12 protein-coding genes are annotated in these 15039 nt (G+C 58.0%); all 12 read right to left on the minus strand.

Going from position 1 to position 15039, the window contains the following annotated elements; all coding sequences use genetic code 11:
- Positions 1-5: 5 nt before the first annotated feature.
- Complete coding sequence (locus AC11W3_RS12980; protein ID WP_484090550.1) at positions 6-1505, minus strand: lipopolysaccharide biosynthesis protein; 1500 nt, start codon at positions 1503-1505, stop codon at positions 6-8.
- Complete coding sequence (locus AC11W3_RS12985; RefSeq protein ID WP_484090549.1) at positions 1486-2808, minus strand: O-antigen ligase family protein; 1323 nt, start codon at positions 2806-2808, stop codon at positions 1486-1488. Before AC11W3_RS12985 ends, AC11W3_RS12980 begins: the two co-directional genes overlap by 20 nt.
- A 110-nt stretch (positions 2809-2918) precedes the next feature.
- The gene (locus tag AC11W3_RS12990) at positions 2919-3155 is read right to left on the minus strand and encodes an acyl carrier protein (protein ID WP_484090548.1); all 237 of its coding nucleotides are present in this window, start codon (positions 3153-3155) and stop codon (positions 2919-2921) included.
- 123 nt (positions 3156-3278) lie between these two features.
- Positions 3279-3974, minus strand: a complete 696-nt coding sequence (locus AC11W3_RS12995; protein WP_484090547.1) for an acyltransferase — start codon at positions 3972-3974, stop codon at positions 3279-3281.
- Between the two features lie 67 nt (positions 3975-4041).
- Positions 4042-4860: a glycosyltransferase family 2 protein gene (locus AC11W3_RS13000; protein WP_484090546.1), complete on the minus strand. Its 819-nt coding sequence runs from the start codon at positions 4858-4860 to the stop codon at positions 4042-4044.
- A 52-nt stretch (positions 4861-4912) separates the two neighbouring features.
- Entirely contained in the window at positions 4913-6115 is a 1203-nt protein-coding gene (locus AC11W3_RS13005) for a TIGR03016 family PEP-CTERM system-associated outer membrane protein (RefSeq protein WP_484093127.1), read from the minus strand.
- Positions 6116-6162: 47 nt separating this feature from the next.
- A complete protein-coding gene (locus tag AC11W3_RS13010) occupies positions 6163-7302 on the minus strand; it encodes an XrtA/PEP-CTERM system-associated ATPase (protein ID WP_484093128.1) in 1140 nt (379 codons plus the stop codon).
- Between the two features lie 105 nt (positions 7303-7407).
- Complete coding sequence (locus tag AC11W3_RS13015; RefSeq protein ID WP_484090543.1) at positions 7408-8247, minus strand: XrtA-associated tyrosine autokinase; 840 nt, start codon at positions 8245-8247, stop codon at positions 7408-7410.
- Positions 8248-8290: 43 nt separating this feature from the next.
- Positions 8291-9790: an XrtA system polysaccharide chain length determinant gene (locus AC11W3_RS13020; RefSeq protein WP_484090542.1), complete on the minus strand. Its 1500-nt coding sequence runs from the start codon at positions 9788-9790 to the stop codon at positions 8291-8293.
- A gap of 64 nt (positions 9791-9854) precedes the next feature.
- Positions 9855-10661 carry a polysaccharide biosynthesis/export family protein gene (locus AC11W3_RS13025; protein WP_484090541.1) on the minus strand — a complete coding sequence of 269 codons (807 nt, stop codon included), beginning with the start codon at positions 10659-10661 and terminating at the stop codon, positions 9855-9857.
- A 291-nt stretch (positions 10662-10952) separates the two neighbouring features.
- On the minus strand, positions 10953-12326 hold the full coding sequence (locus AC11W3_RS13030) for a TIGR03013 family XrtA/PEP-CTERM system glycosyltransferase (RefSeq protein ID WP_484090540.1): 1374 nt from the start codon (positions 12324-12326) through the stop codon (positions 10953-10955).
- A gap of 43 nt (positions 12327-12369) precedes the next feature.
- Positions 12370-15015, minus strand: coding sequence for an XrtA/PEP-CTERM system TPR-repeat protein PrsT (gene prsT, locus AC11W3_RS13035; protein WP_484090539.1), 2646 nt, complete (start codon positions 15013-15015; stop codon positions 12370-12372).
- Positions 15016-15039 lie beyond the last annotated feature (24 nt).

The following is a 15039-nucleotide window of genomic DNA, read 5'->3' on the forward strand; positions in this document are numbered from 1 at the left end:
ATAGGTCAGGCCGAGACGTCGCCACGCTTCCCGGGAAATAGGTACTGCAGCCATCTCTTTACCGGAAGCGGCACCGGCAGGACCTCGGCGCTCCAAAAACCCGTGATGTTGGTGAGATAGGCGAATGAGGAGAACGAGAAAGCCATCAGGTAGCAAAGCTGTAGCAGATCGCTGCCGGATACGTAGAAGCTCCGCAAGGCAAGTGGCAGCAGCAGGCACGACAGGGATATCCCGAGGATCCTGGCCATGTAGCCGAAGGGGAGCAAGCGGCGCCACCTGAGCGAAAGGATGTACTTCGAATAGGCGATCTCGGAGCCGACGATGAGGCATCTCGCGGAAACGAAGGAGACGATGGCCCCCATCATGCCGAAGTGCCTGATCCCGAAGTACGAGGCGACCAGCATCAGGCAGAAGGCGACCATGGACGCCACCAGCATGAAGCCTGTGCGCGCGTACGCCCTGGTGATCATGCCGTAGCGCAACGATTCGAGCAGGACGGTGATCAACGACACCCTGAAGATCGGTACGGCCTCGAGGTACTTGGCGGTGAAAACGGTGGTGATGAACTCGCCGGCATAGGCGAAGAAGAAGACGAAAACGGGTATGCCGATCAGCATCGACTGTTCTATGGCCTTGTGCCAGGCCTGGGCCACCGCCTCGTTCTGTTGCATGCTTTTCAGCCTTACCACTACCGGCAGCATCACGTCTCCTATCGAGCCGAAGATGACGATGATGAAAGGGAGTTCGTAACACCCCGTGGAGTATAGGGCGAATGCCTTCTCTCCCAGGAGGTGGGAGACCATGAACTTGTCGGCCGACTCCGACAGCATGGCGAAGATGCCTCCCATCCCCAAGGGGACGGCATAGCTTAGGTGCGGCAAGGAGTCCGCCAGTTTCAGCCCCCGCAGCGAAATTCGATACCTCTTCCTGAAAATCACAAGCGACACGAGAGACTTGCAAACCAGCGAGCACAGGAAGCCCACCAGCAGCAGGTAGACCCCGCCGGTCAGAGCGCAGGCGATCAGCACCGGGGCCTGCAAAATCTTACCGCCGCTCATGATCTTCGCCGAAAGCTTCACCTCCCCGTCGGCCAGGAGCGCCGTGTCCAGCAGCGAAGAGAAGGCGAACATAAAGGTGGTCATGCCGACGAGGAGACTCGTCTCCAGGTAGCGCGGGTCCCTGAAAAAAATGGCGATTTCACCGGCGCCGGCCCACATCAGCAGGCAAAAAAGCAAACCAGAGAGGAAAGTGACCACGATGGTACGCGATAGGTAGCTCCCCTTCTCGGACGGGAAGTGCGGGAAGAAATAGTACAGGCTGTTAGGCATGCCGAGCGAGATGATGGAGCCGGCGGTGGTGATGATGAGCATGGCCTGCCGGTACTGTCCGTATTCGCCCACGGAGAAGCACCTGACCAGCACTACCGGCGTGATCACCGAGACCGCAAGGACGATCGCCCTGCCGGCCATGAGAAAAATGCTGTTTTTAACCTGAGTATCGGACACCGCTACCCTCTGTGATGCATCCCCCAGCGACTGCCGGCAAAGGGATCTCCATGGCGGATTTGCTGCACTCCCCCGCGACCTCCTTTCCCGCCAGCCGCAGGGCGACGCTCACCTGCGCCATGGTCAAGAAGAAGAGCAAAGACAGCAACTGGTTGGCCCACATGTAGTAGAACAGGGAACTGCAGTAGATGCCGCCGGCAACGGCCAGGTTGGCGTTGGAAAGTCCCCCCTTCTTGTTATCCAGCATCCTGCGCCAGGCCTGCCTGCCGATCCTGAAGAGATAGTAGAAGAGAAACGGGGCTCCGAGCAGCCCCGTTTCTACCAGGGTCTGCAGGTAGGTGTTGTGCAGCGGCTGTCCGCCGAATTCGTACCTGGCCCGCTGGAATCCGACCCCTACCAGCGGATACTCCTTGAAGAGCATCATACCGCCATGCCTGAGGTCCAGCCGGTCCGCCGTCGAGGCCTCGGTGTCAAGCCGCTGGGGCGCGTAGCTGCCCGACACCAGCATCGCCACCACGAGGCCGGCAGCCAGAACGACTCTGACGCCCTTTATGTCCAGCAGCATCAAGAGCGGCAGGAAGAGGAGCACCAGCGAGGCAAGCCCCGCCCTGGACCCGGTCAGGAAGATGACCAGGGTGAAAAACGGTATCAGCAGCGAGCCGGCCAGGTAGAGCAAGGTCCTGCGGTACCTGACGCATAGAAAAAGGACGTTGGCGATGCCTATGCAGGCAAGGAAGGCCGTCTCGTTGGCATTCTTCCAGTTGCCCCAGGCCTGCAGCCTGCCGGCCTGGGTGACATGAAAGAAATTCCAGGCGGGGCTTCCTGCAGCCTCGGTGTAGTGGTAGTACAGAGGTTCGCCGCATACGAACAGGAGGCTCGCGACCACGGCAAGGCTTTGCGCAGCCGCCCCAGCCGAGTCCGAGCAGAAGACGAGCAGGGTGCAGTACAAAAAGAAGCCAACGGCCAAAAAAGACGCGTTGCGAGAGAGGTCCTGCGGATGGAATATCGCCGTCTGCACCATGATGAAGAGCATGAAGTACAAAAGCGGTTTATCCGCGAGCACCTGCGTCCGTCTCTCCTCTTTCGAGGAGAAGAGCAGCAGAGACAGCGCCAGCACCGGAAAGATCAGCTTCGGATAGGACACGACACACTCGAACCTCTCGTTGGGCCGCATCAGCAACAGCGCGGCCATCAGCGCCGTGAAGTACCTCGGCTTGGCGAAGGAGCAGACCATCGCCAGCAGGATGGCCAGTTCCATCACGAGGTTTGGTTCGTACAGGTATTTGGTAACTTCCTCGACCATGTTAAGAGTGCTCGCTCCGCCCAGACTGGGCGTGTTCCTACAGAAGTGCCCACCGTTTTCCCGTCCCCAGACACAGGTGTTCTCTCAACCGATTCATTCAACGGCAGCAGTTAGTGCTGGATCTTCTTCTCCACGCAGGCGAGCAAGTCCCCCACCATCTTAAGGGCCAGGAGTTCCTTCTGGCTGAATTTGATGCCGAAGGTGGCCTCGATCGCCACGATCAGGTTGACGTGAGAGAGTGAGTCCCACCCGTCCACGTCGTTTGCCGTCATCTGCGGCGTGAGATTGAGGCCGTCGTCATCGAACACCTCGCAGAACACCGAATTGAGCCTTTGCAAAGTCGTCACAGTCTGCCTCCTTGACTTGCTGCCTGAGTATGGGCCGCCTCTACACCCTGGGCCCGGACTTCCGGCACGGAGCCGGTGGCCAAGGGTCGCCGAAAGGGGATGTCATCCTGACGACGGGGCGGGTCAGTATATTAGCGGGAAAATGCGGGCCGGGTTGCCGATCACCAGCGAGTCGGGAGGCACCCGCTGGGTCACCACGCTTCCGCCGGCCACGATGGAATTCCTGCCGATCACCACCCCCTTCATGATCAGGCACTTCTCCGCGATCCAGACGTTGTCCTCGATGACGATCGGTTTGCTGCTTTCCGGCGGAGGCGGCAGATGACGCTCAGCCGGATTGGAGCGGTGCTGGTCGTAGCTGAAGATGGAGACCCCTCCGGCAATCATGACATTGTTGCCGATAGTGACATCGCATCCCACGGTGATCTGCAGTTGATACCCAAGCACCGTGTTGTTGCCGACTCGCAGCGTGGGCTGCTGGAAGACCTTGGCGCCGGTGAAGGTCGATTTCCCATGGAGCGAAACGTTGTCGCCCAGGACCATGTGCAGGTTTCCCTGAACCAGAGGGATACCTCCCGCCAGGTTCAGCCCCTTGCCTACCTCTTCGCAGCGGCTCTTGAAAAGAGGCTCGTAGTACATGAACTGCCATAACCGGCGCCACAGCGTCCTCCGCATCCGGTACTCGGAGTAGAGAAGACTATGAAGGGGCCTGATAACCGGAAAGTTGAAGGCCTGCAGCCGCTTGAGGAACAGATATAGCCTGTCGTAGAACGGGGTCTCCCTGCGTCTGATCTTCAGAATTAAAGCAGTAGCGTTCACGGGCACGGTCCTTTCGGAAAGTATGGCTGGGGAAGCCCAAGGTCTGCGACCTTTCTTCTATCCCGAATCACTCTACCTGGTCGTTGAAGCTCGGCCGGAGCAACCAGCCTCCGTGCTTCCGGTAGTAGTAGATCAGGCCGCTGAAATGGCTGCGGGAGACCTTGGAAAAGGGCTTTCGGTGACTGATCTGCTGGGTGTGGTGCAGAAGTTTCAGCGGGGTATAATACAAGATGGTGAATCCCGCCTTCCTGATCCTGTGGCTATAGTCCAGATCCTCGGGCGAATACAAGATCTTCTCGTCCAGGTAACCCACCTTGTTCAGCAACTCCCGCCTGAAGATCCAACAGGCCGAGATTGCCGAATCGACCTGCCGTTCTCCTTCAAAAGGGAAATTTTGGTAGAAGTCAGCGTTCCAGGTACGGATTCCGAAGAGGATCCGCGGTATCTTGATGATCTTGTGCCAAAGGGTAGGAAAGCGTTTTACCGAGTTTTGCACGCTGCCATCGGGAAGGATGAGTTGTGGAGCTATCATGCCGACCCGCTGCCGGGTGTTCAGCAGGTCAAGGACTTCGCTCAAACTGCCGTTGTGAAGCTCAGTGTCGGAGTCGAGTATGCAAAGGTATTCGCCCTGTGCCAGATTCAGCCCCAGGTTGCGCGTGTAGGTGGTTCCTCTGTTTCGGTCCAGGATGATGAGCTTGAAGCATCCGGGATAGCGCTCCTCGAAACGCCTAAGCAGGGCGACCGAACCGTCAACCGAACCGTTGTCGATAATGATCGCCTCGTAGGTGATACCCTCCTCTGTGCATCTATTCACCAGAGAAGACAGGCAAGGCTCGAGATACGATTCGGAGTTCCAGCTCAAGATGATGAAAGAAATGGTTTTCATGCCTTGGTCCCGTCAGAAATGTCTCGTCGATTCGATGAGGCCTTTTCCGCCTTCACAACCCGGTTTTGATCTCCAGCAGCACCCGGTTCGTCACCTTATCGCCGCCTGTGCTGTCGAACGAGTGACGATCGTTTCGGTAGGTATAGGAGAGCAACAGCGCGGTGTAATCGTTATAAAAACCGTAGTTGACCGCACCGCTTGCGGTCAGGCGGTACGGATAGTCATCAACCTGTGTGTGACTGAAACGATCGGCTGTCACCGAGGCTGACACTGAAAGCCGTGGCATGATGTCGTAGCGCCCGGTTCCGGTCACGCTCAGCCGACGATGCTCGAGGTCACCTGTTTGTGTGACGAAGTACTCGGCATAGGTGCTGCTCAGGCCGAAGGCGCCGCGGGCGAAGGGCTTGTCGAGGCGACCGGTATAGGTCACCTGCCTGGTCGAGACGGTCAACGGGTCCTGGACGTCTTGGACTTTGGTCTCTAGCAGCGCCTGGAGAAAACGGAAGTCATGACTGATCCCGACATCCCACAGCAGGTAACTGGTCCTGGTACCTCTCGAAAAGCTCTGCCAGCTGTTGCCGACGCTGCCGAACAGGAAACAGTTGTCGGCGTAGCTGTACTTGAAGCCGCCGATTACGTCGTGCCGGTCATAGTCTAATGTCGACGTTTCGCCACGGGCAAAGGTGTATCCGCCTGAAATGCTGAACCTCTCGCTCACTTGATGAGCCAGCTCCGCGAAGGCGCCGTTTTCACGTTTATCGATGCCACTCCCCTCCCAGTAGCGGGTGTCATCATAGCGATAGCCGGTTTTCAGCATGGCCTTGTCGGTCGGGTGCCAGAGGAGAAAGGGCACGACAGAGGCGATGTTCCTGGTGGTCTGAGCTGCCACCAGGCTTTCCGTTTCCACGTCGCGGGCCACGTTCACTGTCGTCCGGTGCAGGGCATCGGTCAGATCGAGAAATATGAAGTTTTCAACGAGCTGGGCCGTCGCTTTCAGGTCGACGTTATGGATCTCTTCATCGCCACGGGTCCCTCTGGCATAGTGGCGGTAATCGAAGCCGTAGGTGGTATCAAGATCGAACCACTTCGCCCGGTAGCCAAGGACTGCGCTGGGCCGGACGCGGGTGGTGTATTCAGTCTTTCTCCCGTCGGCGGTTTCCCTGATGTTGTCCGTGTATTCCTCGCCTACCGAGATCGAAGGCCTCAGCTGCAGTTCACCTGCCTCAACCCTCCCCCCGGCGAAAGTTGCCAGCACAAGTGTCGCGAGACAGATGAAGCGGTTATGTGGGGGCTGCTCCGTGTTCACGTTCCCTGAGAGTCGACACCGCCAAAGAGGCGTCGTACAAACCCTCCTGCTCCTGCAGTCGTGACGGACGGAACGGCGGCAGGAATTCCGCTGAGATCGTTCACCATCGTTTCCCATTTACCGATTCGCGTCCTGAACTCCTCCTGAAGGAGCGCGAGACTGTCGGAGATCTCCTTCAGCGCAGCCGGGACGTTCAGGGTGAACTCTCTCTCCATCGTGTCGAGCCGCTGTGCCAGGTCGACCACAAGCTCGGAAGAAGGCTCGGCCTTGACGATTGCTACACCGCCGTCCTTCCCTGCCTGCTCGACGGGAGCGCCTCCCCAGTAGTGGTTCTCGAAATCGAGGTCGCCGATGATGTCGCGCACCATTTCGAGCGGGACCGACCTGGTCTCCTCCGCGAATGCTGAGAGCATCAGGAAGTCACAGATGATGTTGATAAGACGCGGGATCCCCCGGCTGCACCCGTGAATCACGTCGAGGGTCTCCTCGGAAAATTGAACGGCAGTGGCGTTGCCGGCCACCTCCATCCGGTGCAGGATGTACTCGGCTGTCTCCTCCCGGCTGAGGGCCTTAAGGTGGCAGTTGATGCTGATCCTCTGGCGAAGCTGCAACAGCTCCGAGGTGCCGAGCGTGCTGCGCAGCTCGGGCTGCCCCACCAGCATGATCTGCAGGAGCTTGGCGTGGGAGCTTTCGAGGTTGGACAGCATCCTGATCTCCTCGAGGAGATCGCCGGCAAGATTCTGGGCCTCGTCTATGATCAGGATCGGATGCTTCCCCTGTGCGTACTGCTCGAGGAGGAAATCGTTCAGCTCCCGCATCAGGGAGATCTTGTCTTTCCCCGCCACGGGCAATCCGAAATCGTCGTTGATCATGGCGAGGAGTTGTTCGGAGCTGACGCGCGTATTGAACACCTTTGCCAGCACTACCCTGTCGTACTTCTTTTTCAGCAGGTCGCGGATCAGGGTGGTTTTTCCTGAGCCGACTTCTCCCGTGAGGAGAATGAACCCGGCCCGCTCCCTGATGCCGTAGTCGAGGTAGGTGAGTGCCTTCTTGTGCGAACGACTCAGATAGATGAAGTCCGGATCGGGGACCAGCTCGAACGGCTTTTTCCTGAGATTGAAAAACGACTCGTACACAGAGTCCCCCCAAATTCAAAACTTCATTGCATCAAAAGACAAAACCATTAGCCACGGAGACACGGAGGTCAAGGAGAAGACCATGAAACAGGAGTTAGATCTTGCCTACGCTTTCCCCGGTTTCTCGTATTTGCGGTAGTAAGAGTAGCGATCGTCATTGCCCCCGAACGAGGCGGCGTTGTACACCAGGCCGAAAATGGAGCACCCCTTCAAGGATTCCACGGCGTCCTGGATGTTTGCCTGGGAGGCCAAGCGCTCCATGACAACGAAGAGGACTCCGTCAACGAGATTGCCGAGGGAGCGTGTTTCCGCGAAGGGCAGTACCGGCGGGGTATCGAAGATGAGGTAGCGGTCGGGGTAGCGATGCTTCATCTCGTGTACCAGCTGTTTCATCCTGTCCGATGAGAAGAGCTCGGCGGGATTGTCCACCTGGCGTCCTGCCCTCATTACCGAAAGTTTCCCGATGCCGGTTGGGACGATAGTCTCGCCTATCTCTGCCTCGCCGAGCAAAACGTCGGCAAGCCCTGCTCCCTGTTCCACCTCCAGGTACCGGTGCAAAGAGGGGCGGCGCAGATCGGCATCGATCAGGAGTACGGTGTGATCGAGTTCCTGCGCCAGACTCATGGCCAGGTTCAGCGAGGTCAGGCTCTTTCCCTCGTTCGGGACCGAGCTGGTCACCATCACCGCATTCCTGAAGCGGTCCCCTTTGGTCATCTTCACCAGCGTGGACTTCAGCTTTCGGTACTCCTCGGCGGTCGGGGAGTGAGGGTCGTGCAGGTTGACCAGAAAGGGGTTCCGGGGATTGAGCTTTTGGACCGGCGCTATAAAGAGAGGTGCCCGATGCTCTCCCCTTTGCACCGGTTCTGCGGGCTCCGGCATCAAGGGTTCCTGAATCCCCTCCCTCAGCAGAGAGGCCTTTTCCATCGCCATTTCAATCCTGCTCATAACACCTCACACTTCTTGGCAACCAAAGTCTGTCCAAAACCATTCAGCGAACCAGCCCTTTCATGCTCTGCGGAAGGTGAAGCGCATTCACCTGGTCCAAAACTTTATCCATGTAGGGCAACTGCAGGAGTTCCATGGCCGGGAAACAGAGCATGACCAGGAAGTAAAGCGCTGCCGCGGCCGCCACCCTCATGAACCTTCGTTGCTGACGTGCAACGACGGTCGGCTCTTCCATCTTCGGTATGATGGCCAGCAGGGGAAGCCCCAGCCCCTTTACCGCCTCCACCTCCTTCACCGACGAGTCCATCTGGTCCAGGAGGAACAGTAAACCGAAACTGGCGGCCAACGAGCCGATGATACCCATCAGCATGATCTTCAGGCGGTCGGGGCTCGAAGGCTTCACCGGTAAAACGGCAGGATCGACGATCCTGAAAGTCGTTGACTTGTCCTGCACTTCCATCTGCTTAGAGACTTCGGACTGTCCGTGCCTGGAGAAGAGCTGGTCGTAGATGTTCTTCTGGTTTTTCTTCTCCAGTTCGAGCTTCTCAAGCCCTGCCTTAGCTGACGGAATGTTCTCCAGGGTCTTCTTGTTGGTGGCGACGTAACGCCTCAAACCTGCCTCGGTCACCTTGATGGCGGAAATCTCGGATTCGATCTTCGCGAGCTCCTGTGGATCGAGAGGCTGATACTCTCCCGCCTTCCTGGACTTCAGCTGTTCCTTGACCGTCTCGATATCGCTCTTTACCGTCAACACCTCGGGGTAGCTGTCGGTGTATTGCACCCGCAGTTCGGCGAGCTTTTTTTGCAGGAAAGAAAGTTTCGCTTCCAGGGGATCATTGCTCTTGCGTGTCGTCTGCCGCATTCCCTCCAGTTGGCGGCGGCGCAGCTCGAGGTCGTAGAGCTTTTGCTGCGCCACGCTTATTTCCTGAAAGAGCTTTCCTTCGTCGATGGCGATGACTCCGCCGTTTTGGCGCTTGTAGGTGTTGACTTCGGCTTCGGCCTTTTCCAGCTTGGTGTTGAAGGTGTCGATCTGCTCGGAGAGGAACTTGGTGGCGTCGTACGATTCCCCCCGCTTGGAGGACATGTTCTCCTCTATGTAGAGACGCACCAGGGTATTGACGAAGTCTCTGGCCACCCGTGGATTGCTGTCAATGAACGAGATGGTGAAAAGATTCTTGTCCTTTACCTTCACCTTGGTGTTCTGCTGCAGGCTCTTGATCAATGCCTCGGTATCGGTGTCGTTCTTGCTGAGATTCATGTCCATCGTGTCGATGACTTTGGTCATAAGGGTGCGGCTGGTAATGGCATAGGTGAGAACGTTGATAGTGTCTTCCATCGACGGAGTGACTGTGATCCCCTTGACGAGTTCGCTGATAACGTTCTTCTCGATGAAAACGGTACTCGTCGACTCGTACTTCCTTGGCAGCAGGTAGCTCGCGGCGAAAGCGGCCGTCATCAGCAGCAGAGACAGAACGAGGAACAGTTCCTTGCGCCGCATGATAAGGTTCAGATATCTCTTGTAGTCAACCTGGGAGGACTGCATATGCACCCCGTTACTATTCCGAATCCAGATGAAAGGTTGTGAGCGTCCTGCGGCTTTTCCTCTGCTAGAAGAAAGCCTCCTTCACCACGATATAATCTCCCGCCTTCAGGTCGACGTTCTGGCTCAGGTCCCCGTCCTTGGCGAGCTTCTTGGCCTTCACTTCCAGTGAGACAGGCTCCTTCCCACCCTTCCTGCGGATGACTATGTCGTTTTGGTCGGCAAATTTGGTGAAGCCTCCCGACTCGAGGATGGCCTCCATGACCTTCATCCCTTCGCGGAACTCGATGGCCTTGGGAACATTGACTGCCCCGAGGACGTAGACGTTGCGGTCCAGAAGGAGCGGCATGAATAGCGAGTCGTTGGACTCCAGGAGCACGTCCTGCTCGATGTCGCCGTCGATGAAGAGGCGATAGATGTCCGTCTTTATTTTCTTCCCGTTTCTTAGCAGATAGGCCCTTTTCAGGTCGGCTACCTTCACGTCGGGGAGGACGCACAGAAGCTGAAGGAGAGAGGTGCGCCGGGAGAGGTCGTAGATAGCGGCCTTCACTCCGGAGCCGAAGATGTAGACCTTGCTGTTGGTGATCTCTTTTACCGTGACCGTCACGATCGGGTTCTTGACCAACTCCTTCAGTCTCTCCCCAAGCTGTGCCTGCAGCTGACTGGGAGCTATGCCGCTGGCCACGACTTCTCCCAGACCGGGGACGGTTATCTTGCCGTCGGGACGGACCTTTACCGAGAAGGTAAGCTCCTTCACCCCCCATACGGCGATATCGAGGCTGTCCCCTTCGCCAATGATGTAATCGGCGGCTTTCGCAGCCATGGGCATGGTGAGAAGAACAGTCAGCAATGTCACGATCAGTCTTAACTTCATGACTTCTCCTTACACACAACTTTTAGCCACGGAGACGCGGAGGGCACGGAGAAAACTTGATCAACGAAACTACAGAGACGATAGACCGCGATGACGCGGAGCAGACGCAATGTGCATGCAGCATTGCCGATTCTGATTGGTACCAATCTTCCGCCACCTTCCAAAGCTGTCATTCCCGAAGCGATTCTGATCGGGAATCCAGCTCCTAAACGACGTGAAATCTGGATCCCCGATAAAGGCATTCGGGGATGACAATCTCTACGTACTCTCTGTGTCTCCATGGCTGATGGTTTATCTTCCGCCTCTACCAAAGAGGACCACCTTCACCGTCTCGAACATGATCTGCGAGTCCAGAAACACGCTGAGGTTCTTTATGTAGTAGAGGTCGTAGCGGAGCTTCTCGACCGCGTCCTCAACCGTTGCTCCGTACGGGTACCGGACCTGGGCCCACCCGGTCAGTCCGGGCTTTATGGTGTGGCGCTTGGAGTAAAAATATATGTCCCTCTTCAGCGACTCGACGAACTCCGGACGCTCGGGTCTGGGGCCAATGAAGCTCATGTCCCCTCTCAACACGTTGTATAGCTGCGGCAGTTCGTCTATCCGGGAGTTCCGCAGGAAGCGCCCCACCCGGGTCACCCTGCTGTCGTTCTTGGCCGCCCACACCGCGCCGTTTCGCTCGGCGTCGCGGCCCATGCTTCTGAACTTGTACAGGGTGAAGAGCTTTTCACCGCTTCCCACCCGCACCTGCTTGAATAGGACCGGCCCCGGGGATTCAAGCTTGATGGCCAGGGCTACCAATGGCAGAAAGGGTGCGCTGACGATTATTCCGATAAGGGAGAGGACGATATCGAAGCAGCGCTTGTAGATATTGATCAGGGCGGTCCTGCGGAACCCGCTGGAGAAGATGATCCAGCCCGGCGTCATCTGTTCCAGCATCAGCTTGCCCTGCACTATCTCGTAAAAGGTGGGGGCGTCTACCACCTCGACTCCGTTCAACTTGCAGCGCATCATCTCCTGCAGCGGCAATACCCCCCGCCTCTCGGCCAGGGCCACCACGATCATGCTGGCTCTGTGCACCCGCGCGGTCTGCAGCAGATCCCCCTCCTTCTTTACCGTGTGCAACAGCTCTCTGCCGCCGCTGGGAGGTTCCTTCTCATGGCATGGCAGGTAACCCGCGAGGACATAGCCGCTGTTCAGCGGGCCGAGCATCTCCCCGAGGTTGAAGGCGAGTTCGCCGGAGCCAAGGATAAGCACCCGGTGGGCAAACGGCCCCTGCCTCGGTCCCGACTCGGAGACCGCATGCCAGAGGGACTGAAAGACGATGAAGAGGCCAAGTGCAATGAACAGGATGCCTCGCCCCAGCATCACTGCGGGGTCCAGATAATAGACTACGGAAAGGACGAAAAATGCCGCGCCTCCCGACTGCAGGCAGGTAAGAAATATCTCCCGCTTGCAGCTTCCCTTGGGGAGGCTGTAGACCTCCATCAGGTACGAGGAGAAGAGCATCACCACCACGAAGATTGCGAAGGCCTTTAAGGCGTTGTCCCCTTGCCACTCAACGGCCGTCATAAAGCTCGCACCAAAGCGCAATAACAGCGCGATAAAGAGTGCGGCGACAGCCAACAAGGCATCGGAAACTACGGCTAGGGCAACGCGCAGGTTCATGGGATCCTACTCTCCTACTTCTCTTTTCAGAGAACGGCGCCGGCTAGCGGCTGACCTGGGCAAGGAGCGCCGAAGCCGCCTTGGTGTCGGGACACTCTCCAAGGGAGAGACATTTCTTCAGCGCCTGGCCGGCCTTCGCCCGGTCCCCCGCCTCCTTGTAGGCCAGCCCCAGATGGTAGCTGACCGTGGGGTCGGACGGCAGCTGCGCCGCTGCACGCTCAAGGACCTTGACAGCATCGGCATGGCGGCCGTTTTTAAGGAGCGCGTAACCTACCGTGTCCATGACTCCGGCATTGCCGGGCTCGAGCTTATAGGCTGTGATAGCGAGTCGAAGGGCCTCTTCCTTCCTGCCATAGCCTTCCAGGCAGAGGTAGGCAAGATTGTTGAGGGCGGGAACATAGCTGTCGCTGTGCTCCAGAACCGCACGATATCCGGCAGCAGCCTCCCGTTTCTTACCGGTCAGGTCGTCAAGCGACGCCAGCGCGAAGCGGCCAGGTACCGAATCGGGAGCGATCTTGAGGGCCTGCTCGAAGGCACTCCTGGCGCCGTTGTAGTCCTTCTTGGCCTGCAACAGCCTCCCCAGGGCCAGCCGGGCCTCGACGTTCTTCGGCTCAATCCTGATCCCCTTGTTGGCCTCGCCGATGGCGGAGGGGAGGTCGTTCAATTCGCGATAGACCGAGGCGAGGACGACGTACCCTCGTGCCGAAGCCGGGTGCTTGGTGATCAGCCGCCTCGCCTGTTCCACGGCCTGGTCGCGATCCTTCGTCGCCAGGTAGGCCTGAATTTTCAGGGCTATCCCCTGCTCCAGGTTCAGCGCTTCCACCAGATCAAAGGTTTTCAGCGCCCTGCGATAATCCTTCTTGGCCATCAGCACCAGCCCTTTTGCTTCGAGCGGCGCGATCGCTTGCGGCTGCTGCTTGATTCCCTCGTCCAGCACTTCCAGCGCCTTGTCCGCCGCGCCCTTCTTCTGGTGGAAGCGGGCCAAGGCCAGATACGCCTCGGGAGCCTTGGTCTCCACCGCCCTCTTGTAGTACTGCTGCGCGTCCTCATTCTTGCCGCTTATCTCGCTCAGGGCGGCCATGGAGAGCATTCCCCTGAGGTTCTGGGGGTCCTTCTTCAACAACTGGCCCAGTTCCGCCAGGGCGTTGGGATACTGGCCCGAGGCGGCGTAGATGCCGGCAAGGTTGTGATAGGAGCCAGGGAAGCCGGGATCGACCCGTTTCGCGCTCTCCAGGCTCTTGATCCCCTCTTCCTTCTTACCGGCGTTCATCTGCAGGGCGGCGATTGCGTTGTAGATGGGGGCATCGGATTTGGCGCCGGTCAATCCGGACTGGAGGATGCCAAGGGCCTTGGAAGGGTTTCCGGTCCTTTGGTAGTATGAGGCCAGCAACAGTCTGCTGTTGAGGACGTCCGGCGCAGCGTGTACGGCGGTGGCGAGTTCCGTCTCCCCTTCGGCATTCTTCCCCCTGCTGAAGTAGTAGTACCCCTTCTTCAGGTGTGCCGACACCATCTTGGGGTCCAGCCTGGTCGCGCGACTGAGCTCACGCATCCCCTCGTCGAACTGTCCCTGCGACATGTAAGCGGTTCCCAGCATGTTATGGGCGGCGGCATCGTTGTCGTCTTGCGCCAGTACCTTCTTGATCTCGGTTACGGCATCGTCCGTCCGCTTCTGTGCCATCAGGACCTGGGCGGTCATCAGCCTGGCCTGCCTGGAGTTCGGCATCCGGTCCAGTATGACCCGGAACTGGCTGAGCGCGTTCTCCAGCTCTCCCTTGTTGTAGTAACAGAGTCCGAGAAAATGATAGGCCTCCAGGGTGGGGCCGAGTTTAATGGAAGCCTGCAGCGAGGCCATGGCCTCGCCATAGTTCTTTTTGTAAAAGCTCACCAGCCCCTTGAGGCGATGACCGTCTCCCCTCTTCGGGTACTTCTTGATCAGCTCGTCAGCAGCTTTCTCCGCCTGCGCCAGATCCCCCTTCTCGATCCAGATCAGCCCCAGCTTGTACTGGGCCTGAGTCTCGGAGCTCTTCAGCTCCAGAATCTTCCGGTAGGCCGCCACGGCCTTGTCGTCGTTGCCGGTCTTTTTCTCCAAAGCAGCCAGCATATAGAGGGCCTTGATGTTTTTGGCATCTGCCTGGACAACCTCAGCTGCCAGGGCCTTGGCCCTGTCCATCTGGCCGGTGACACTGAACACGGACGCCATCTCCAGCTTGGTCTGCGAACGCTGGGGAGCCAGTTTAAGCGCCTGCGACAGGTAGTTTTCGGCTTCGTCATATTTTTTCCTTACCGCGCAGGAGATGCCCAGCACCTCGATCCCCTCCGGGTCCTGCGGGTGTTTCGCGAGGTACTCCTGGCCGACCTTGAAGGCCTCATCACCTTTACCTTCCTGATTGAAGACCTTAGCAAGTTCCAGGGAGGCCTCATCACGGGAAGGATTCTGCTTCAGTACCTTGGCAAACTCCTTCTCAGCCTGCTCCAACTTCCCCATGGCTGCGTAGGCCTTCGCCAACTGAAAGCGAGCGTCGTTATAATTGCCGTCCTTCTCGAGTGCGTTCTTGAAATAGATGACGGCAGCGCTTGGATTCGAGGCCTCCAGTTGCTTGACCCCTTCGGCATAAAGCGACTCTTTTGTCTTGCTGCCGCATGCCGTGCACGTCAGCAGCACCATCAGGATCACTGACAGTACTCTCATAGCCATCACCTCCAAGACACGGCA

This window comes from Geomonas sp. (assembly GCF_056994735.1).